The sequence below is a fragment of the Paenibacillus sp. FSL R7-0652 genome (assembly GCF_038595045.1).
In the GTDB taxonomy this organism is placed as follows: Bacteria; Bacillota; Bacilli; order Paenibacillales; family Paenibacillaceae; genus Paenibacillus.
This window is the reverse complement of the sequence record NZ_CP152001.1, coordinates 4,027,159-4,048,910: the sequence shown is the minus strand read 5'-3', so window position 1 is coordinate 4,048,910 and position 21,752 is coordinate 4,027,159. Positions and strand designations below refer to the sequence as shown.

The 21,752-nt window shown below is 48.1% G+C and carries 20 protein-coding genes and 1 other annotated feature (1 of these 21 running past the window's edge); of the genes, 14 read left to right on the top strand and 6 right to left on the bottom strand.

The window, feature by feature from the left end:
• Positions 1–54 precede the first annotated feature (54 nt).
• From MKY97_RS17850 to MKY97_RS17785, 14 genes are all read left to right on the top strand, one after another.
• Positions 55–702, top strand: a complete 648-nt coding sequence (locus MKY97_RS17850) for a tetratricopeptide repeat protein (protein ID WP_342551671.1) — start codon at positions 55–57, stop codon at positions 700–702.
• A gap of 145 nt (positions 703–847) precedes the next feature.
• Complete coding sequence (gene dinG, locus MKY97_RS17845; RefSeq protein ID WP_342551670.1) at positions 848–3,721, top strand: ATP-dependent DNA helicase DinG; 2,874 nt, start codon at positions 848–850, stop codon at positions 3,719–3,721.
• Positions 3,722–3,914: 193 nt separating this feature from the next.
• Entirely contained in the window at positions 3,915–4,571 is a 657-nt protein-coding gene (locus MKY97_RS17840; protein ID WP_342551669.1) for a redox-sensing transcriptional repressor Rex, read from the top strand.
• Positions 4,555–5,862 (top strand): amidohydrolase, encoded by a 1,308-nt coding sequence (locus MKY97_RS17835; protein WP_342551668.1) that lies wholly within the window; start codon positions 4,555–4,557, stop codon positions 5,860–5,862. The genes MKY97_RS17840 and MKY97_RS17835 overlap by 17 nt, the downstream gene beginning before the upstream one ends.
• Positions 5,863–5,913: 51 nt before the next feature.
• The gene (locus MKY97_RS17830) at positions 5,914–6,444 is read left to right on the top strand and encodes a DUF5590 domain-containing protein (protein ID WP_342551667.1); all 531 of its coding nucleotides are present in this window, start codon (positions 5,914–5,916) and stop codon (positions 6,442–6,444) included.
• 287 nt (positions 6,445–6,731) lie between these two features.
• Positions 6,732–7,259, top strand: a complete 528-nt coding sequence (locus tag MKY97_RS17825) for a hypothetical protein (protein ID WP_342551666.1) — start codon at positions 6,732–6,734, stop codon at positions 7,257–7,259.
• On the top strand, positions 7,252–8,754 hold the full coding sequence (locus tag MKY97_RS17820) for an AAA family ATPase (RefSeq protein WP_342551665.1): 1,503 nt from the start codon (positions 7,252–7,254) through the stop codon (positions 8,752–8,754). The genes MKY97_RS17825 and MKY97_RS17820 overlap by 8 nt, the downstream gene beginning before the upstream one ends.
• 133 nt (positions 8,755–8,887) lie before the next feature.
• On the top strand, positions 8,888–9,760 hold the full coding sequence (locus tag MKY97_RS17815) for a 3-hydroxyacyl-CoA dehydrogenase NAD-binding domain-containing protein (protein ID WP_342551664.1): 873 nt from the start codon (positions 8,888–8,890) through the stop codon (positions 9,758–9,760).
• Positions 9,757–10,962: an acetate kinase gene (locus MKY97_RS17810; protein ID WP_342551663.1), complete on the top strand. Its 1,206-nt coding sequence runs from the start codon at positions 9,757–9,759 to the stop codon at positions 10,960–10,962. Before MKY97_RS17815 ends, MKY97_RS17810 begins: the two co-directional genes overlap by 4 nt.
• 102 nt (positions 10,963–11,064) lie before the next feature.
• A complete protein-coding gene (gene asnS / locus MKY97_RS17805; protein WP_145331706.1) occupies positions 11,065–12,360 on the top strand; it encodes an asparagine--tRNA ligase in 1,296 nt (431 codons plus the stop codon).
• A 20-nt stretch (positions 12,361–12,380) separates the two neighbouring features.
• Positions 12,381–13,085 carry a DnaD domain-containing protein gene (locus MKY97_RS17800; protein WP_342551662.1) on the top strand — a complete coding sequence of 235 codons (705 nt, stop codon included), beginning with the start codon at positions 12,381–12,383 and terminating at the stop codon, positions 13,083–13,085.
• Between the two features lie 225 nt (positions 13,086–13,310).
• Entirely contained in the window at positions 13,311–13,817 is a 507-nt protein-coding gene (locus MKY97_RS17795) for a sigma-70 family RNA polymerase sigma factor (RefSeq protein WP_342551661.1), read from the top strand.
• Positions 13,804–14,256 (top strand): hypothetical protein, encoded by a 453-nt coding sequence (locus MKY97_RS17790; RefSeq protein WP_342551660.1) that lies wholly within the window; start codon positions 13,804–13,806, stop codon positions 14,254–14,256. The genes MKY97_RS17795 and MKY97_RS17790 overlap by 14 nt, the downstream gene beginning before the upstream one ends.
• A gap of 34 nt (positions 14,257–14,290) precedes the next feature.
• A complete protein-coding gene (locus MKY97_RS17785) occupies positions 14,291–15,625 on the top strand; it encodes a multi-tm2 domain protein (RefSeq protein WP_342551659.1) in 1,335 nt (444 codons plus the stop codon).
• Between the two features lie 151 nt (positions 15,626–15,776).
• On the opposite strand, the gene MKY97_RS17780 is transcribed toward MKY97_RS17785, so the two are convergent.
• The 6 genes from MKY97_RS17780 to proB are packed head-to-tail and all read right to left on the bottom strand — an operon-like array spanning position 15,777 to position 21,614.
• Positions 15,777–16,430, bottom strand: a complete 654-nt coding sequence (locus MKY97_RS17780; RefSeq protein WP_342551658.1) for a methylthioribulose 1-phosphate dehydratase — start codon at positions 16,428–16,430, stop codon at positions 15,777–15,779.
• A 2-nt stretch (positions 16,431–16,432) separates the two neighbouring features.
• A complete protein-coding gene (locus tag MKY97_RS17775) occupies positions 16,433–17,110 on the bottom strand; it encodes a 2-hydroxy-3-keto-5-methylthiopentenyl-1-phosphate phosphatase (protein ID WP_342551657.1) in 678 nt (225 codons plus the stop codon).
• Complete coding sequence (locus tag MKY97_RS17770; protein WP_342551656.1) at positions 17,107–18,330, bottom strand: 2,3-diketo-5-methylthiopentyl-1-phosphate enolase; 1,224 nt, start codon at positions 18,328–18,330, stop codon at positions 17,107–17,109. Before MKY97_RS17770 ends, MKY97_RS17775 begins: the two co-directional genes overlap by 4 nt.
• Positions 18,323–19,189, bottom strand: coding sequence for a pyrroline-5-carboxylate reductase (gene proC / locus MKY97_RS17765; RefSeq protein ID WP_342551655.1), 867 nt, complete (start codon positions 19,187–19,189; stop codon positions 18,323–18,325). Before proC ends, MKY97_RS17770 begins: the two co-directional genes overlap by 8 nt.
• 37 nt (positions 19,190–19,226) lie before the next feature.
• Complete coding sequence (locus MKY97_RS17760; protein WP_342551654.1) at positions 19,227–20,474, bottom strand: glutamate-5-semialdehyde dehydrogenase; 1,248 nt, start codon at positions 20,472–20,474, stop codon at positions 19,227–19,229.
• Positions 20,475–20,510: 36 nt separating this feature from the next.
• Positions 20,511–21,614: a glutamate 5-kinase gene (gene proB, locus MKY97_RS17755; protein WP_342551653.1), complete on the bottom strand. Its 1,104-nt coding sequence runs from the start codon at positions 21,612–21,614 to the stop codon at positions 20,511–20,513.
• 81 nt (positions 21,615–21,695) lie between these two features.
• Positions 21,696–21,752, bottom strand: a binding site (T-box leader) (it continues 158 nt past the right edge of the window).

Sequence of the window (21,752 nt, the reverse complement as noted above, 5' to 3'; positions counted from 1 at the left end):
ATGAGTACAGGTCACACTGCACTAATCCATTTTTCCAAGGGTGGGGATGCATCGATGTTCCAGCATGTTTTCGCCGAAATGAACGACATGTTAGATGAAATTATCAAGGGCTATCCTTCCGCTGAAGGTCTGGACAAACAGGAGCTGCAGCACAAATGGAATCTGCTCAAACGCATGAGTGACGGGATGCTGGATGAATGGCTGATGTTTGAAGAGAAAATGAGCCAGCTTCGGGAGCAGGAGCTTGAAAAGCCGGCTTCACTTGAGCCGGAGCAGCAGGCCGTCACGTCGCTGCCTGAGCTTCATCTGGAATGTTTCAGCCGTGGACAGGGGTATTTCAAGCTGCAGATGTATCCGCAGGCGATCGACCAATTTTCACAGGTCGTGGATGATTATCCGGATAGTGCCCTAGCCCGGTTTTATCTCGCGCTCGCTTACTTAAGTCTGGAGCAGATGTCCGAATCTGAAGCTCATTTAGAGCAGATTATGCTGCTGAACGGATCAGCAAGGCTAAAGGGTCTTGTCTGTAATGTCCTCGGCTGTATTCAAGCCAAGCGGTACAATCTGGACGCAGCATGGTCGCTGTTTGCTCAAGCCCTTCAGTATGACCCGACGTTGACCGAACCTCTGTACAACATGGAAGTATGCAGGCTGAACAGAGGTAAACTGCAATATGCAAATCAGCTGACTGCCCTCAATTAAGAGTGTGGCATTTGGCGGCAAAAGAACGGTGTTTCCTCCTTTGGCATAGCGGCGGAAACACCGCTTTTTTGTCAGTTAATTTTCAAATGCCCTTTTTTTTGCTATGCTGTAACATAGACTGGAATGGAAGGGACCGTATATTGCAATGAAATTTGCCGTTTTGGATTTCGAAACAACCGGCACGCAGTCCGACGGTGAGATTATACAGGCCGGACTTGCCATCATAGATCATGACTACAGCATAACTCAAATATATAGTTCTTATGTAAATCCGGGTGTGCCTATTCCGCCGTTCATTACAGGGCTGACCGGAATTACAGAAGAAGATGTAGCGGATGCTCCATCCCTCGAAGAGATGATGATGGAGATGGTACCGCTTCTTGACGATGTGGTTTTGGTAGGCCATAACGTTGCATTTGATTTTCATTTTTTGCAGAATGCGCTGGACCGCTGCGGGTATTTACCGTTTACGGGTCGTATTCTGGATACCATTGATTTCTTGAAAATAACATTTCCTTCGCTGGGTTCCTATCAGCTCGGGTATGTATCAGCCGAATTCGGATTTGAGCATGACCGTCCTCATCAGGCGGATAGTGATGCCTTGGCAACCGCTCATGTGCTTCTCAAATGTCTGGATGAGCTGCGGGAGCTTCCGCTGATTACCATTCAGCGGCTTAGCGATCTGTTTGCGCCGGAAGACAGCGACCTTGGCTGGTTTTTTGACGGGCTTCGTGCCGAGAAGGAAGCAGACCCGATACAGGACCTCGATGGACATACGTATTATCGTCAACTCGCGCTTAATGTTAGCGACTGGACGGAGATCGGAGCGCCACGTGATGAGAGAGAAGCGAATCCGCTGGAAGGTGTCAGCTTTGATCAGTTTATGGATCAGGTAAGAGACAACCTCAAAGAGACGCTGGATCATTACGAAGAACGTGAAGCTCAGACACAGATGTTCAGCAGCGTACGACAGGCGCTGGACGAAGAGAAACATTTATTGCTGGAAGCCGGAACAGGAACCGGAAAATCACTGGGATACCTTTTGCCTGCCATTTATGAAAGTGTCAAACAGGAGCAGAAGGTGATGGTAAGCACCCACACCATTAACCTGCAGGAGCAGCTGCGCGAACGGGATATTCCGATGCTGACGCAGGTGGTTCCGTTTCCGTTTAAAGCATCGGTGTTCAAGGGCAGAGGTCATTACCTGTGTCTGCGTAAATTCGAGCACAAGATTAATAAACGGGAATTTGCCACGCCTAAAGAGGACTACTTCACCGCAGCCCAAATGATTGTATGGCTCACACAGACCGAGACGGGTGATGATGAAGAATTAAACCTCAGTGCACGCGGAGGCGATTTCTGGGAGACGGTACAGAGTGAATCCGAGTCCTGTCTCGGCAGATCCTGTCCGTGGTTCCGCAAGTGCTTCTATCATCGTGCCAAACATGAAGCAGGACTTTCTGACATCGTGATTACCAATCACTCGAAGCTGTTTACTGACGTGAAGGCTGCCCATCAGCTGCTGCCCGCGTATGAAAGTCTGGTTATTGATGAGGCGCATCATCTGGAAGATGTAGCAGGTAAACATCTGGGTCTTCATATGAAGTACTTCACCCTTGTTCACACGCTGACCCGCTTGTTCAAAGACAGCCGCAACGGTCAGCTGCCGATGCTGCGTTCTCAGCTGTCCGGACATGAAAATGCGGTGCAGTGGGGTTCTATGGTGGATCAAATGTTCCCGCTTGCCGTTGAGGTTAAGGAGATGTGGGACCGTCTGAGCGACGCTTTGTTTGGCCTGCTGCCGGAACGCAGTGATGCTTCACCAGGTGAAACCGGGCAGTTCTCCCTTCGTTTGAAGGCTTCGCAGAAACCTGCGAAATGGCAGGAGCTGCAGGAACTGGAGAACCAAATCTATGTGACCCTTGGTGACTTGGTGCGCAAAGGGGATAAGCTGCTGCTTGAAGTGAAAGAGGATCAGGACGATTATCAGTCTGACAGTTTAATTACGGATATCACCGGGCTGTTAAAGGATCTGACGACATTAAAGGAGAATTTAAGATTCTTCATGCGTATGGACGATGCCAAGACGGTGTATTGGATGGAGGCCAGCGGCCAGTTCCGCAGCAAATCACTGCAGCTGTATGCTGTTCCTGTAGATGTAAGTGCACAGCTGAAAGAGATGTTTTTTGATAAAAAGAAAAGCGTTGTGCTTACGTCGGCTACGCTGTCCGTGGATAAGTCATTCCAATTCATGATTGAACAGCTTGGCCTGCAGGAAGCTTCCGACAATAACCGCCTTCTTACATCCATGCTGCCTTCACCGTTCAATTATAGGGAACAGGCCTTGTTAGTCATTCCGCGTGATTTTCCAAGTCTGAAAGGCAGTGTAGGAGATGCTCACTTTGTACAGATGCTGGTACAGTCCCTTGCCGAGACGGCGATTGCGACACAGGGACGTATGATGGTGCTGTTCACCTCATACAAAATGCTGAGACAAGTGTATGAGCCGTTGAAGGAGGCTTTATCCGGGAATGATATCTCCCTATTGGGCCAAGGCGTTGACAGCGGTAACCGTTCCAAGCTCACACGAAGATTCCAGGATGCCAAAGCGGCAGTTCTGCTGGGTACGAGCAGCTTCTGGGAAGGGGTAGATATTCCAGGTGAAGCCCTCACTTGTCTCGCAATCGTAAGGCTGCCGTTTCAGCCGCCTAACCATCCGCTTCTGGAAGCAAAGAGTGAACTGCTGCAGGAGCAGAAAAAAAATCCGTTTATGAAACTGTCTGTCCCTCAGGCCGTCATCCGGTTCAAACAGGGATTTGGCCGGTTGGTTCGGACAGGCAAGGATCGGGGGATCGTTATCGTGTATGATACGCGAGTAATTGAAGCTTATTATGGCAAGTACTTCCTGTATTCCTTACCTGGACCCAAAATGGAGCATATGCTGACAGAACAGATGGTTCCGCGTATCGCCGAATGGCTGGATCGTCCCATCGTGAATGAAAATGATTCGATTTTGTAAGCTATAGCATTGCATTGTACTTCTGCATAGCGTTAAACTCGAAAGAGACTTCGAAAAGCAGCACATCATGAACTTATAATCCCAACAATACGGGCATTCTGTATGAGGAATGATGCATATTTTGCATGTATACAGAATGCTCCATTTTTCAATATTTATTATTTTATCGTGGCAATGGTAAGGGGGAGCAGGAATGAAATCGGATAAAATTTCGGAAGCGGTAGTACGGCGTCTGCCCGTATATTTGCGTTATCTTAACGAGTTGGTTCAGCGTGAGGTGACCACAGTTTCTTCACAGGAGCTTGGACAGCGATTGGATCTGAATCCGGCCCAGATTCGCAAGGACCTGGCTTATTTTGGTGATTTTGGCCGTAAAGGAATCGGGTATGACGTTTCTTATCTGATCGAGAAGATTCGTCACATTTTGAAGATTGACCAGCAGATTAATGTGGCTCTGGTTGGAGCGGGTAATCTAGGACAAGCGTTGTCCAACTACAATGCTTACTTGAAAGACAATATGAAGATTGTTGCTATTTTTGATGCGTTCGGACCGAAGATTGGCAGTAAGATTAACAGTCTGACTGTCCAGCCGATGGAAGAGCTTGCAGCAGCGGTACAAAAAGATAACATTCGCATCGGGATTATTACGGTTCCGGATACGGAAGCTCAGAACGTCGCGGATCAGCTGATTGAATCGGGAATCGAGGCAATTCTGAATTTTGCACCAACGATTCTAAAAACACCATCACATGTTCGTATCCATCACGCTGACTTTACAACAGATCTGCTCAGTTTGGCTTATTATTTAGAAAACGGGAAGGAAGAAGAGTCTGATGACAACAACGAATAGATGGGTAATTCAAAACGGTAAATTTGCCGTAAACGAAGGCGCAAACTGGACAATAGTTCAAGGGTATATGGTCATTCAGGATGACAAGATTGTGCATATTGGTGAGACGCTGCCGGATGGAGACGAGCAACTGGCGAAAGTGGATGGAAAAGGACTTCTCTTCCTGCCGGGTCTGATCAATACGCATGGTCATGCGGCCATGTCACTGCTTCGGGGTCATGGGGACGATCTGGCACTTCAGGTATGGCTCCAGGAAAAAATGTGGCCGATGGAAGCAAAAATGACTTCGGAAGACGTTTACTGGGGCGCATCGCTTTCGGTGCTTGAAATGCTAAAAGGCGGAACAACAGCGTTCCTGGACATGTATGATCATATGGATCAGGTGGCAAGAGTGGTTGAACAGTCCGGGGCAAGAGCTGCACTGGCTCGCGGTGTGATTGGACTTTGTTCCGAAGAAGAGCAGATGCGCAAGCTGGAAGAGTCCGCAGCATTTGCGCGTGAATGGAACGGACAGGCGGATGGACGGATCACAACGGTTATCTCCCCGCACGCACCTTACACATGCCCTCCAGATTACATAGAGAAGCTTGTACAGGCCGCGCATGACCTTAACCTGCCGCTGCACACGCATATGTCAGAGACATTACGTGAAGTAGAGCAGAACGTGACAGATTACGGCCTGCGCCCTGTAGCTCACCTAGAGAAGCATGGCTTTTTCTCACTTCCATCGCTTGTAGCCCATGCGGTTCATCTGAACGATGAAGAAATTGAGATTCTGGCCCGACATGATGTGGCAGTATCGCATAATCCGGGCAGCAATCTAAAGCTTGCTTCCGGAGTGGCCCGTGTGCCTGCTATGTTGAAAGCAGGGGTTACCGTGTCTCTGGGTACAGACGGACCCGCAAGCAACAACAACCTGGATATGTTTGAGGAAATGAGACTTGCCGCACTGATTCATAAAGGTGTATCTGGCGATCCAACTGCGGTTCCTGCGGGTGAAGCACTGCTGCTTGGAACAGGTTTCGGCGCGAAGTCTATTTTCCTGAACGACACGGGTGCGCTGCGAATGGGGATGAAGGCAGATTTTATTGCGCTGAATATTGAACAGGCTCATTTTTATCCGCATACGGATCTGATCTCTCATGCGATCTATTCTGCCTCGGCTAAAGATGTGGAACATGTATGGGTAGACGGAAAACAAGTGGTGAAACATGGCGAGTGTTTGACAATGGATGAGGAGCGCATTTTGCGGGAATCTCAATTGGCCTTTGATCAGCTTCTTGCCCGTTAAAAGACAAGCTGGCCATCAACGCGCAGTATTCAGAGAAAGGAAGTTCAGCTCTTGAAGAAGAAAAAGAAGTGGATCTGGATATCGCTGCTCATTCTGGTTCTGATCTTGTTTGGACTTCAAAGGTATTACGTCTATGTAACACAAGATCAGCGTAAAGAAGAGGCATTGGCTGTACAAGCCGCACAAGACCAGTTGGGGATTACATCGCCTGATGAGCTTCGAAAGTACGTCTGGGGCGAGAAGAATGGCTCTGACAACATCTATTGGACGATGACCGCCAAAAATAAAGATAATCAAAACGTAATGGTGTGGGTTAAATTTGATAACAACAACCAGCCAGTCCAGGGCGCTGCGGGAGTACACAGTGAATTGATCCAGAACGGGATGTCCGAAACGCAGATTCGCAGCCGATTTAGTTCCGAGGTGCCGGGTGGTGAGATCAAACGGATCATGCCAGGTGTCGTGAATAATATCTACGTATGGCAAGTGTACTACAAAGATGGTACGCATAATTATTATCGTTTTTATCGGTTTAGCAATGGAGAGCAGGTAGATTTGGTCTATACCGTACCGAACAGCTAGAGTCTAAAAAGAGCAGGAAACCGGCAGTCAGCACATCGACTGAACCGGTTTTTTGGCTTTTCTATCAAATGATTGTGAATTAAATAGTTAAAATTAATAATTTATTCATATTTTCACCTTCGATATTGTATATACGATGTGATATACTCATTTATGTACTGAAGTTACAATAAAACGCAAAAAAATCTGCAGTTAACGATGCAGACATCAAGTTCACTCTTTGATTAATGATTATAAATATAAGCCTGTAGATCGAGGATAGGCTCATTTTGGGAGGGGTAATTCATTTGAAGCTGAAAGTATTGCCTATTGTTCTTACTGCTGTTATATCTGCCGTCCTGTTATTTGGAGGTTGGTTCGCATATCGTCAAGTAGCCGTACAAAGCCCGATTGAAAAAATGGTTACTCAATACGAGGGAGTCAATAGTGTTCAATTATCTATTAACCGCAATGATGTACAAATGAAACTTGATTTGAAACCAAATGTGGATTTGGGAAAACTGGTCCAGTATATTCACAAAGAAGGACAGAACCTGATTGGCTCACGTGCGCTTAAACTGGACGTTGTAGATCATTCCAATGAGGCGCTGGAGAACTGGTGGGGCGATGCGATGTTTACTGTAGCCCAAGCGATGGAAAACAAACAATACGCCGAGATTACACCGACTTTGTCGAAGATGGCAGTAGGAGGAATTCAAGTCAATACAGCGATGGATGACAACAATGTTTATGTAAGTCTGAGAGACGGAGATGCCAGCAAGTTCATTATACTGCCGCGTATACCCGGTCAGATAGGAGTGTGGCCTAATGCCTAAATGGACAAAAGAAGCAGCCGTTGGATTTGTTCCTGTTTTGATTATTTTTCTAGCCTTTATCGGTGTTAATATCGTGCCGATCTTGATTGCTCTGCTGCTCGTTGGAGGTTTACTGTTCATGATGCAGATGCGGGGCGGAATTACTGTAGGTGCCGCACAAGAACGCAAACGCAAGAAAAAAGGACCTTCCAAATTGACCTTTGAAGAAATTGGAGGCCAAGACAGTGCCAAGCAGGAGTTAAGAGAAGCGCTTGACTTTCTCATCCGACATGAAGAGATACAGAAGTTCGGGATTCGCCCGCTCAAAGGTATATTACTAACGGGGCCTCCGGGAACGGGAAAAACATTGATGGCCAAAGCGGCAGCACACTATACAGATTCTGTGTTTGTAGCTGCGTCAGGCAGTGAATTTGTCGAAATGTATGTCGGTGTAGGGGCCAGCCGTATCCGCGATTTATTTAAGGATGCCAGAGCGCGGGCTGCGAAGGAAAACAAAGAAAATGCAATCATTTTTATTGATGAGATAGATGTTATTGGTGGTAAACGTGAAGGCGGGCAGCAGCGCGAGTATGATCAGACATTGAACCAGCTGCTGACGGAGATGGATGGGATATATACTTCTGAAACACCTAGGATACTGTTGATCGCGGCGACGAACCGCAAGGAAATGCTGGATAGTGCCCTTACTCGTCCAGGGCGCTTTGACCGTCATATTCAGGTCGATTTGCCTGATAAAAAGGGAAGAAAACATATTCTGGAGCTTCATGCTGTAAACAAACCTCTGACGCAGGATGTTAGTTTGGAGAAAACGGCTGAAGAGTCCTACGGATTCTCGGGTGCCCAGCTGGAAAGTGTGATGAACGAAGCTGCGATTTATGCGATGCGCGAGGGCTTGCTGCATATAGAACAGCGTCATCTGTCTCTTGCGATCGATAAAGTGATGATGGGTGAGAAGACGGATCGTGAATCAAGCGTGGAAGAGAAGAAAAGAGTTGCCATTCACGAATTGGGCCATGCCATTATGGCAGAGCTTGTGCGCCCGGGAAGTGTAAGCCAGGTTGCCCTTAGTCCGCGTGGACAGGCTCTCGGTTATGTACGGCATAATCCGCAGCAGGAGCAGTTTCTGTACACCAAACGATTCCTGGAGGAGCAGATCATGATTGCGCTGGGCGGTGCGGCCGCTGAAGAGATGTACTATGGCGGACGCTCGACAGGTTCGCGTAATGACTTTGAGCAGGCGACAAACGTAGTCCAGACGATGATGGCTTCGGGTCTGACCTCATTAGGAATTGTTAATATGGATATGGTGACTACTGAAGAGCTGATGCGGGAGAATAAAATGATTCTGCAGGAACTGATGGAGCAGACCAAACACCGGCTTGAGGAACAGCGGACAATATTCGACAATTCCCTCGACATTCTGATGCGTGAGGAAGTTTTGTCAGGGGAACAATTTCGTTGTCAATTTCGTGACAGTGCACGTTTACCAGCATAATTTCTTTATGCTGGTTATTTTTTTTTACATTTCACTCGTGCTAAGATATTATTAGTTGTTGGGTCGAAATTTGTAATTTTCGGCGAACAGGGTACAATAGAGAAATAGAGAACCGAAAGGATGGAGCAGAACCATGTTTTTCAAAAAAATAGGAGTTGTCGGCGGCGGCACGATGGGGCAAGGAATTTCCCAAATGCTCGCAGCCAAAGGACTTGATGTGCTTCTCGTGGAGCATACCACACAAAAGCTGGATCATGCGTATAACATGATTGAAACAAATCTCGATAAGCAGCTTGAGAAATGGGCAATTACCAAAGCGGAGAAAAAATTGATCCTTTCCCGGATTACCAAAGTAGGACACCTCGCTGAACTGGGCTCTTGTGATATGGTCATTGAGACAATCTCGGAGGATCTCGAAGCGAAAAAGGCGGTCTTTAACCAATTGGATCAAGTATGTCCAAGCAATGTTATTCTGGCAAGTAATACGTCCACGCTGAGTTTGACCGAGCTTGCAAGCTCGACCAAGTATCCAGAGCGTGTTATTGGTATGCACTTTATTCACCCGGTATCCCGGGTTGATCTTGTAGAGATTATTCGCGGATTGAAAACGTCGGATACTACATTCGAAGAAACTCGCCGCTTTGTTGAAGAAGTGGTAGACAAAAAAGGCGTTATGATCTATGAATCCCCTGGATTTGTGACTTCACGTCTGATCTGCCTGCTGATCAACGAGGCGCTTCACGTACTGCAAGAAGGTGTAGCTTCAGCTGAAGACATTGATGATGCAATGCGTATCGGATACAACTTCCAGCACGGGCCGCTTGAGATGGCTGATCGCTTCGGACTGGATTCCGTTGAAGCAGCTCTTGAAAGAATGTTCCGTGAATTCGGAGAATTGAAATATCGTCCTTCCATTGTCCTGAAGAAAATGGTGCGCGCAGGTCATCTGGGCGTGAAATCAGGAGAAGGATTCTTCAAGTACGACAAGGATGGTGACCGGCTGTGAAAGTACTCGTAATTAACGCGGGAAGTTCCTCGCTCAAATATCAATTGTATAATATGGAAGATGAATCTGTACTTGCAAAAGGTTTGGTTGAACGAATCGGGATGGATTCTTCCATTCTGACACATAAACCGACTGGCCGCGAAGAAGTCACGGAAGTTAGTGAAATTTTGGAGCATACGACTGCGATCCGCAAAGTCATCGATATTCTGACGCATAAAGAGAATGGTGTACTGGATTCCGTTAGCGAAATTCAAGCTGTCGGACACCGTGTGGTACATGGTGGTGAAGCATTTAAAGAGTCAGCGCTGGTGGATGACGCTGCCAAAGCTGAAATCCGTCGTTTGTTCGACCTGGCTCCGCTTCACAACCCCGCAGCGATGATGGGGATCCGTGCGGCCGAATTGAATATGCCGGGTGTGCCTCAGGTTATGGTATTTGATACTGCATTCCACCAAACGATGCCTGAGCATGCGTACCTGTATGCTATTCCACGCGTACTTTACAAAAAATATAAAGTCCGTCGTTATGGCGCGCATGGTACGTCCCATGACTACGTAAGCAAAACAGCTGCCGAGTACCTTGGTCGTCCGGTAGAAGACTTGAAAATCATCACTTGTCACGTCGGTAACGGCGGTAGTGTGACTGCAGTTAAAGGCGGCGTATCTGTGGATACATCGATGGGGATGACTCCGCTCGAAGGCCTGATGATGGGAACACGCAGCGGTGACCTTGATCCTGCTATCGTACCTTATGTGATGAACAAGGAAGAACTGAGCGTAAGCGAAGTGAATTCCATGCTGAACAAACACAGCGGGCTTCTGGCGATCTCCGGGATCAGCAGTGATATGCGAGAGATTACGGAAGGCATGGAAAAAGGCGAGCCGAACTCTACGCTTGCATTCGAAATGTATGAATACCGCCTTCGTAAATACATCGGTTCTTATGCTGCCGCAATGAACGGTGTAGACGTGATCGTATTCACAGCAGGTGTGGGTGAAAACTCCGTCGTTCTTCGCCAAAAAGTATGTGAGCAGCTGACATACCTTGGTGTAGAACTGGATGAGGCACTGAATGCCATTCGTTCCGGTGAACCGCGCCGCATTACAACTGAAAATTCAAAAGTGGACGTACTCGTAGTACCAACGAACGAAGAATTGGTCATTGCACGTGATACCCACCGAATCGTATTGAATTCTAAGTAATCTAACTGTAAAGTAAATACAGGATGACAAGGAAGTGCAGAGGACAGGGTCGAACCTGTCCGCTGCATTTTCAAATTTATGGAACCAAGGGGAGATATGGGCATGGATACGAATTGTGTAATTCGTAATGTGAATGAGCATGTGGGTGAAACCGTAACGATCGGCGCCTGGATTAACAACAAGCGTTCCAGCGGTAAAATTCAGTTTTTGCAGCTGCGGGATGGAACCGGATATATTCAGGGTGTTGTTGTAAAGAGTGAAGTTAGCGAAGACATCTGGAATGATGCCAAAAGCCTGACACAGGAAAGTTCTGTCTATGTGACAGGTATTATCCGTGAAGAGCCGCGCAGTGCTTCCGGATATGAGATGACGGTTACCGGCGTGCAAATCATTCACCTCACGGAAAACTATCCGATTACACCGAAAGAACACGGTGTTGATTTCTTGATGGATCATCGCCATCTGTGGCTTCGTTCTACCAAGCAGCGGGCCGTAATGGTGATACGTGCAGAGATTATCCGCGCGGTTCAGCAGTTTTTTGATGGTAACGGATTCACGCAGGTGGACCCGCCGATCTTGACACCTTCATCTGCTGAAGGAACGACCAACCTGTTCCATATTAAGTATTTTGATGAAGATGCGTATCTGACGCAAAGTGGACAGCTGTATATGGAAGCCGCAGCCATGGCTCTGGGTAAAGTCTACTCCTTCGGTCCAACATTCCGTGCAGAGAAATCCAAAACACGCCGTCACCTGATTGAGTTCTGGATGATCGAGCCGGAGATGGCATTTGTCGACCATGAAGAAAGTCTGCGCGTACAAGAGAAATTTATCGCACATGTCGTTCAATCTGTGGTGAAAAATTGCCGCGCCGAACTGGAATCCATCGGACGTGATGTTTCCAAACTGGAAGGCATCACGGCTCCGTTCCCGCGTATTACGTATGACGAAGCGATTGAGTTCCTGAATGGACAAGGTTTTGACATTCCTTGGGGAGAAGACTTTGGTGCGCCGCATGAAACAGCGATTGCCGAGAAATACAACACGCCTGTATTTATCACCCACTATCCGGCTGGAATCAAAGCATTTTATATGAAACCGGATCCGAATCGCCCTGAAGTTGTTCTGTGTGCCGACATGATTGCACCAGAAGGTTATGGTGAGATTATTGGTGGTTCACAGCGTATCGATGATCCGGAATTGATGCAGCAGCGTTTTGAAGAGCACAACCTTTCGGATGAAGCGTACCAGTGGTACTTGGATCTGCGTAAATACGGATCGGTTCCTCACTCCGGTTTCGGTCTGGGATTGGAGCGGACGGTAGCTTGGATCTGTGGACTTGACCATGTTCGTGAGACCATCGCATTCCCTCGTATGCTCTATCGCCTGTACCCTTAATGCTGAACGGCAAAGAGCATATGGAAGACATGTCCTCCAAAGCATGGTTAAGTGGTGCAGCCTATGGTATGGCCGCAGGCACAGCGTGGGTGCCGTATGCTTTATTACGTTTTTATCATCAGCTGGGTTTATCCGATACAGAGGTACTGCTTCTGATCCAGCTGCTGGGATTCCGTCAGGCAGAATTCAACGAATTTCCAACGCTTGAAGAGCTTGCGTTACGGATGGGACTTGCTCCCGAAGGCATTGCGAGAATGCTGCAGCGGCTGATGCGGGACGGTTATATTACCATCGATGAACATCGTGACGAAGAACGGGATATTCAGTATGAGCGGTATGACCTGAACGGTTTATATGCCAAGCTGGCTGTGTGTACTGCGGAAGAAGCAGCGCATATCCGGTCGGAGCAGCAGAAAAGGAATACTTCACGTCCAGATTCGAACAGTGTTCAAAAAGAAGAGGAAGAACGAAATATGTTCTCTATTTTTGAAAAAGAATTTGGCCGGCCTCTTTCGCCAATGGAATGTGAGACCATATCCAGCTGGCTGGATCAGGACCGTTATCAGGAAGAGCTGATTCTAATGGCTTTGAAGGAAGCTGTTTTTGCAGGAAAAGTGCACTTCCGGTATATTGATCGAATCCTGCTGGAGTGGAGCAGGAATCGGGTTAAAAATGTGCAGGATGCCAAAGCGTATACGCAGCGTTTCCGTAATGGGGGACGTTAATAAGAGAAACAGGCCAGAAATCATTCTGTGCCTGTTTTTTTTGATGTCATCATTATCCTAATACAACCGGGTCCTTTCATGATGTATAGGTATGTTATTATAAAAAAATTAAACATTCGTGCAGGGGTCAGCTGACCAGCTGTCGTCTATTTAAGTGGAGAGGAGGGGAGAGTTATTGATGAAGCGCTAATAATTGAACAAATCCGTCAAGGAGATACATCCAAGATGCGTGTTCTGATCGACAAATACAGTCAGCATGTTTATCATGTTGCGTATTCTGTACTGCGTAATGACCAGGATGCACAAGATGCTGCTCAGGAGGCGTTCATTCAGATCTACAAATCTCTCCCCGATTACCGGTCCGAAGGTTTCAAAACGTGGATAACCCGGATTGCCTTTCATAAGGCCATCGATGCCAAACGCAGGCTGGGCAGAAGAAGTGCTGAAGATTTGGGCGGAGAAGAAAAGATCGTGAACCTGCCTGGGCGGGATGAAGACGTTCTATCCCGTGTTATTCGCAAAGAACGGCAGGAGATTCTTCGCAAAAAAATCGACCAGCTGCCTCCCCAGCATCGGGATATCATCACCGCGTATTATCTGAGTGAGAAAAATTATGAACAAATTGCTCATGAGGCCCAGGTTGCTGTAAAAACGGTTGAGTCAAGGTTATACCGAGCCAGGCAGTGGATTCGAAATCATTGGAAGGAGGAGGAGTGGCGTGAGTACAAATGAGGTATACACTGTTCGGCAGTGGAGTGATTATATCGAGGGTCGACTCACTGAAAGAGAAGCCGTTCGGATGGAGCAGTTTCTTCTTCATGAACCCGATGCGATGCAGCACTATCTCGAAGCTTTGGGGTTGAAGCAGGACTACCCTGAATTAACGAATCCGGTTAACTTTACCGATACCGTGATGAACCGAATCGAGAATCTGCCTACTGCAGGCAAAGCACGTAAGTCCCGTGGTGGAAGAAACCGCCGATGGTTTGAGCACAGAACATTTCATTACGCCGTAGCAGCCTGTTTGACATTGATTTTTCTTTCTTCCGGACTGTTTGACAAGGTAGCTCCTTATCATAAATTCCAAGAAGGCGACGCAGCAGGCTCGTTTACTGAGAAATGGACCGAGGCAGCTGCCTCATGGCTCGATAACTTCAAGCCCAAACCTTGAATGGTTGTTTGTATAGGGCCTGATACAGAAAGGAATGACGACTGTGCATTCAGATCGTAATAAACTACTTGCATTTTTATTAAACCTGTTTCCCGGACTGGGATTTCTATATTGGCGGCGTACTGTCCGGGCTGTCGTTTACCCGTTGTTATTTTTCGGAACGGGCATTGGTTTTTTTATGCTGGCCTTTCTGACCCACGAGAAAGATTTATTAATTGTCGGCCTGTTAGGCGTCATCTTTTTCTGGTGTCTGAGTATGCTGGACATGATCATTGTGCTGCTTTCCGCCCAGCCAGTCCAAGAAACGTATTACAGCGCGCCGGGCATCTATTATGGTCCTCCCGATCCGCGGCAGGGACAGGTCAACCAGGGAGCTTATGATGTCAGGCAGTCACCGCTGGAATCGCGAACGGAGGAAGACATGCATCATCAGGATGGACAGGGTCAGCCTGGATATACCGGATATCCCCGCGATGCCTATACTCAGCCTCAGCCGATGTACCAAAAAGGCAGTGAAGGGGAACGATTCTTTACCATTTTGCTTTCTTTCGTACCCGGTCTTGGGCATATGCATCTTGGATTGCTTCACCGCGGTTTGTCCTTCCTGATCGCGTTTTTTGGATCATTTGCGATGATGGTTTTTGTATCCGCCATTACGAACGAATCTGTATTTTTAATGTTTCTTCTCATTCTGCCTGTGATCTGGGTATACTGCATGTTTGATGCGGTCCAGCATGTACATCGCAAGCAGGCAGGTGAAGTGCTGCAGGATCGAACGTTGTTCGAAGAGCTGGAAACAGGCAAAATCATGGGTCGGCGCAGCAAAGTGCTGGCGACACTGCTTTCCGCTTTTCCGGGAGCAGGACATATGTATCTCGGTCTGCAGAAGAGAGGCCTGCAGCTGATGTTTCTTTTCTTAGGGAGTATCTATATACTGGATCTGCTTCGCTTGTCTGTATTTCTGTTTATGATTCCGCTGATCTGGTTCTACAGCTTTTTCGATGGACTTCAGTGTTCCAGTCGTTATGGACGAGAACCGCTGAGTGATCAGCCTATATTCAAAGACTGGGTCCGTCACCAGCGTTTAATCGGATTCGGGATTGCAGCTCTCGGCCTGTACTATTTAACGATTCGCCTGATTATTCCGCAGCTGAATGAGCTGTTCCCGAACGTGTTCCTGACATATGAGATACGTTCCCATTTAAATACAGTGATTGTTTCACTGCTTCTGATCTTTGGTGGGGTGAAGCTGTTATTAGGGAATAAGCGTCAGACAGCAGCGGGTACCGGCTTGTCAAGTACCAGCGGCACGAAGGATGACGAATTGGAGAGTTTGTTCCTGTTCAAGGATCAGGATAAAAAATCGTAATGTTTATCATGGTTCCCAAAAATCATTTCCAAAGTTATTTCTAAATTAAAAACACACCGGGCTGACCAACAGCCATAGGTGTGTTTTTCTATATTTTTATTAAATTCACGCTGAATCATTGAAGTACGCAGTCTGATCCAACCGCAGCGTGTTACTTCGATGCACCTTTCAGCAGCAGCTGGCGGTACATCACCTCAAACAAAAATTCAAAGGCTTCCAGGTGACGTTTTGCTTCAAATGCATCCCTGCCCCATGCATAGATTCCATGGTTGCGGAGCAGAATTCCAGGAACACTTGCGTCCAGCGCACCTGGCACAAGTTCAGCGATGGAAGGAATATGTGCAAAGTTCGGCAGCACAGGTACACGAATGGCCGCATTTTCCTCCCAAATGTTAAAGGCCTTGATCAATTCGATTCCTTGAATCGGCACATGGCCCTGATCACCGAAAAATTCGCTGATCAGATTGTTATATACGGTATGCACATGAAACACTGCGCCGCAGCCGGTCAACCGATAAATTTCACAGTGAATCAGCGTTTCGGCGCTGGGTTTCAAGGTAGTGGCTTCAATCGCTTTGCCTTCTTTATCAACAAAAAGGAAATCTTCGGGCGTGCGAAGAGACTTGTCTTTGCCTGAGGCGGTAACTGCGAAATAAAACTGTTCCGGGTCAAACTCCCCCACCCGCATCGACAGATTGCCGCTTGTCCCCGGAAACCAGTTTCGGCTCGCGAACAATGCTTTGACATCAGCCAGTTCTTCAAGAACCTGGCGTTTATGTTCAAGTGTAATCTTTTCAAAACCCATGTCTACAGCACTCCTTGTGATTGCTTCTGCTTCATATCTTCGATGATGTCATAAAAGGTTGTGAAAGGTACATGATCCACACCGAGTTCCACGCACTTATCCGTCAGGATTGAGCGAGAATAGACCAGGTCCGCTATTTTAGCACCTTCAAAGTCTGTCAGACTGTCTCCGATGAGAATGCGGTTATATTCGTTTTCAGGGAATGTTCGAATTACGGTCGTCTTACACATCCCGCAGCCGTTCTCACAAGGTGGCTGACAGGGATGAGGCCATTCAATGCGAATGTATTCGCCTGAGAAGTCTGCGCCGTTGCAGTACACATGATCCTGGGGAATATCAAAAGGAGCGAGTAACGGCTCAATGAAAAAGTCCATGCCGCCGCTGGTTACATTAAATTCAATGCCTTCACTTCGAACATATTCCAAAAATGCAGCAAACCCTTCGCGAATACCCGCTTGTCCAAGTACAAATTCAACAATCTCGTCTTTTTGCGACGAGGGCAGCAGCGCAAACATCGCGCCGACACCTTCACGCAGAGAAACCTTTTGTTCAATAGTATCTTTCATAATGGCATCAATGCCTTCAGGTTTAAAGTGTTTCATGATCGCAACGATGTTGTCGGAGAGTGTAATCGTTCCGTCAAAGTCACAAAAGATCGCTGTTTTTTTATGACTTCTCATCGCTCGCCACCCCATAGATCCAGTGCGCTTTTCAGTTCTGGATGATCGGCTGCGTATTGGGCGAGTGGAATGGAGCGTCCTGCGGCTTCAATCGCCTGCAGAAAAGCACGTCCGCCTGCCTCGGTTCCCATTGGATGTCCATGAATCCCGCCCCCGGCATTGACGATCACATCTTTGCCAAAGTCTCTTAGAATCATCGGCACAAGCCCTGGATGAATGCCGGCAGATGGTACAGGCATGCTTGTTCTTACCGGCAGGTGCGGTGTAAGCAGCTGCTCTGTGATCGCCATGTTTTCTTCCTTCGGCATAGTGACAGAGCCATAAGGTGAAGGGAAGAGCACAAGATCAGCACCAGCGAGGCGCATCAGCTGTCCCAATACCACGGAGGCAGCAATACCGTAATGCGGCGAAGGGTACAATGCACCAGCGAGTGCCGGGTGAGCCATAATCGGCACGTTGATATCGGGATCACTGCTTAGTTCATGCAGTACATCATAACCGTAGGACAGTACATTAAAGAGCAGTGCGTTAGCTCCTGCACCAATTGCGCGTTCAGCCTGCTGCTTTAATCGGGAGGTAGGACCCGTCAGATTGGCTGCATACAGAAGCTTTTTGCCTGTTTCCTGGCGAGCCTGCTCGGCTGCCTTCATACAGACCTCAACTCTTTTTTCGATCGGAGTCAGTTTGTTCTCAAACAAAATTTCATCATCCTTGATGAGATCAACTCCGCCAAGGGCCTGACGAATAAATTGTTCACGCAGTTCATCAGCATTAAGTCCGATGACGGATTTAAAAATACTCATGAGCAGCGGCCGGTCATGCACGCCAAGCAGGTCACGAACACCGTTCAGGCCAAACTTAGGTCCAGGGAATGCGCGCAGGAAGCTATCCGAGAAACCAAGATGCTGCAGTTTGATTCGTCCATCCATCGAGATTTTGCCGAAGACGGTCACCAGCAGCGCAGGGATATCCCGGCTAAAGTTGATATCCGGATAACCAATGGTAATGTCTGCGTAACGCTCGCCAGAAGGCGAGTCGTTGGCTTCCTTAACCTCAACCTTGAGTACTTCGCCCAAGTGCTTCTGCATCGCATCACGCTGCGCCTGAGGAAGCTCGGTCCAGCTGCCTACAGTCATGCCGATGGCGATGGATTGGGCCTTTTTGTGAAAATCAGCATGATCATCATGCAGACGATATGTGGCGGTACACATATTATTCATGTTTTAAATCTCCTTCCAATGCAGCTCCCATCTCACGCGAGCGCTCTGCACAGCGGTTCACGGCTGCAATCACATTTTCAAAGAAGTCACCTTCATCCAGCGTTTTGAGAGCAGCCTGCGTTGCACCTCCTGGGGAGGTGACATCACTGCGAAGTTTCATCGGTTCAAGACCAGTCTGCTGCACCATGCGTGCAGCACCGAGTACGGTCTGCACGGTTAGATCACGAGACTGCTGGCTGGACAAACCGCCGCGAATTCCGGCTGCAATCATGGCTTCCATCAGATAGTACACATAAGCTGGGCCGCTGCCGGATATCCCGGTAAGCACTTCGAGTTTATCTTCCGGTACGATGGTTACGATTCCTACAGCTTCAAAAAGTGTCATGACTGTACTGCGCTGTTCATCCGTAATCTCTGCAGAGAAAGCAAGTCCGGTTGCTCCAAGTCCGATCGTACTGGACGTATTAGGCATCGTTCTTGCAATCGGCTGTTTGCGTCCGAGCAGACTCTGCATCGTACGAATGGACAGTCCGGCAATAACGGATACGATCAGCTGGTCCTTAGACAACAGCGGCCCCAGTTCACGCAGCGCGGCTGCGGCATCTTTTGGTTTCATACACAGTACAATAACCGGGGATGCGGCAAGAAGATCCAGCGATTGTGAAGCCGTTCCGGTATGAACAGCGTAGCGGGTGCCGAGCTCCTCCTGCCGTTTCAGATTGCTGCGATTCAGCATGGTAATATCCTGAGGACGAACGACAAGACGGGAAATGAGTCCACGCACGATGGCTTCAGCCATCGCGCCTGCCCCGTGGAAAGTAATCTTTTGCTGTAATAATGTCTGCTGCTCTTGGCTCATAATTATCGTTCCTCCTAAATAACTGGTGTTTCTAATATTATTGACGAATCTGGCCGTTACCCGTAATCCGGTATTTACTGGAGGTTAACGCAGGCAGTCCCATCGGACCGCGTGCATGAAGTTTTTGTGTACTGATTCCGATCTCCGCACCGTACCCGAACTCAAATCCGTCAGTGAAACGAGTCGAGGCATTGTGATAGACAGCTGCTGCATCGACTTCATGCATAAAGCGTTCAGCATGAGCTGTGTCCCGGGTTACGATACATTCGGAGTGTTTGGTTCCATAGTGTGCAATATGCTGCAGTGCTTCATCCAGATCGTTCACAATGCGAATGTTCAAAATATAATCGTTATACTCGGTTGCATAATCTTCCTCTGATGCTTCAAGCGCTGTCGGAACAAGGCGGCGAACGTTTTCACAGCCTTTAAGAACCACATTTGCTTCACGGAAACGCTCGGCCAGTGATGGGAGATGTTTTGCCGCATACGCTTCATGCAGCAGCAGGGTTTCCATGGAATTACATACCGATGGGCGCTGTGCCTTGGCATTGATCGCGATGTCTGCGGCCATCACATCATCCGCCGACTCATCGACATACGTATGACAGATGCCAGCACCCGTTTCGATGACGGGTACCGTTGCGTTGGCGACGACAGTACGGATAAGAGATGCACCGCCGCGCGGAATGATGACATCCAGCAGACCGTTCAGTTTGAGCATTTCGTCAACAGATGCACGGTCTGCGTCTTCCACAAGCTGCAGTGCATCCGCAGGCATAGCGGTTGCTGCAAGTGCCTGATGCAGCACCTCGACAATTTTCCGATTGGAGGACAGCGCAGAAGAACCGCCGCGCAGCAGCACTGCATTGCCTGTTTTAAGGCAAAGTCCTGCTGCATCAACCGTTACATTAGGACGAGCTTCATAGATAATGCCGATCAGGCCGATAGGCACTCTTAATTTTTCGATATGCAGACCATTGGGACGTGTAAAAGTTTCGAGCACTTCGCCGACTGGATCAGGAAGTTCTGCAATTTGCCGCAGGCCTTCGGCAATACCTGCTATACGTTCTTTGTTCAATGCAAGCCGGTCGAGCATCGATTCGGGCGTCCCTTGTTCTCTGCCGCGATCCAAATCTTCTGCATTGGCGGAAATGATGGCATCAGAGGCTGCAATCAAGGCGTCAGCCATAACGCGCAGTGCAGCGTTTTTCTGTTCGGTAGTCAGTCGGTTCAGTTCGTTCACGACAGATTTGGCTCTGCCGGCTTTTTCTCGCACTTCACTCATTTTGAATTCCTCCTCTAAAATTAAATATAAAAGTTGTTATTTTAAGGTAATCCATTCATCCCGATGAATCACTTCAAGCCTATGGATGCTGTTCAGCTGTTTCATAACCTCACCGCTCGGCAGGCCTGCGATCTGACGAAGCTGATCATCATCATAATTGACGATACCGCGACCCAGGAGCGTTTCATCTGGACCCTGTACTTCGACTACGTCTCCGGCATGGAAGGTTCCCAGTACACGCTTCACGCCTACAGGAAGCAGACTGTGACCGCCATGAACCAATGCTTCTTCGGCGCCCTGATCCACAACGACCGTACCGAGTGGAGTGGACATAAAGCCGAGCCACTGCTTTTTACGGGAGAGAGAAGCCAGTTTTGTTTCAAAATACGTGCCTTTGCCTGTTCCATCGACCGCCAGCTGCAGATCCCCAGGTTCTTTTACACTTCCGACAAATACGGGTACGCCTCCGCGTGTAGCCACTTTGGCTGCATCGACCTTGGAGCGCATCCCGCCTGTACCCACAGATGATCCCGAGCCCCCCGCATACGCGTATATCTCGGCTGTGATTTCAGGGATACGATCATAGCGTTTGGCCGCCGGATCTTTGCGTGGATCTGCTGTGTACAATCCATTGGTATCTGTGACAATAACAAGGTGCTGTGCCTTGACCAGGTTGGCGACCAATGCAGATAGCAGATCGTTATCGCCAAATTTCAATTCGTCAACAGACACGGTATCATTTTCGTTAAAAATCGGAATGACACGCTGTTTCAGCAGTTCTTCTACAGTCATGCCTGCATTTCCCATCCGCTTGCGGCTGTGAAAGTCAGTACGAGTTAATAGGATTTGTGCCGTAGTAACGCGGTGCGCTGCAAAAGCCTGTTGATATGCCTGCATCAGCAGAGCCTGACCGACAGCGGCAGCTGCTTGTTTCTCATGTAACGGTTTGGGACGCTGCGGGTATCCAATCTCCCGAAATCCGGCGGCAACTGCACCGGATGTAACGAGCAGCACTTCATGGCCCTGTGCTGACAGGGAGGCAATTTCATCTGCAAAAAATGAGATTGCCCGACGATCCAAACCGCCTTCTTCGGTTGTCAATGAGCTGCTCCCGATTTTAACGACAATACGTGAGGTCATGATTTCACTTCCTTAAACATAGTTAATCAGCGATGATGAAGCAGCCTATTCAGGTACAAAAAAAACTCTCATCCTTTGGTAAAAAAGGACGAAAGTTCGTTACTTCCGCGGTACCACCTTTATTGATGATCAGATCAT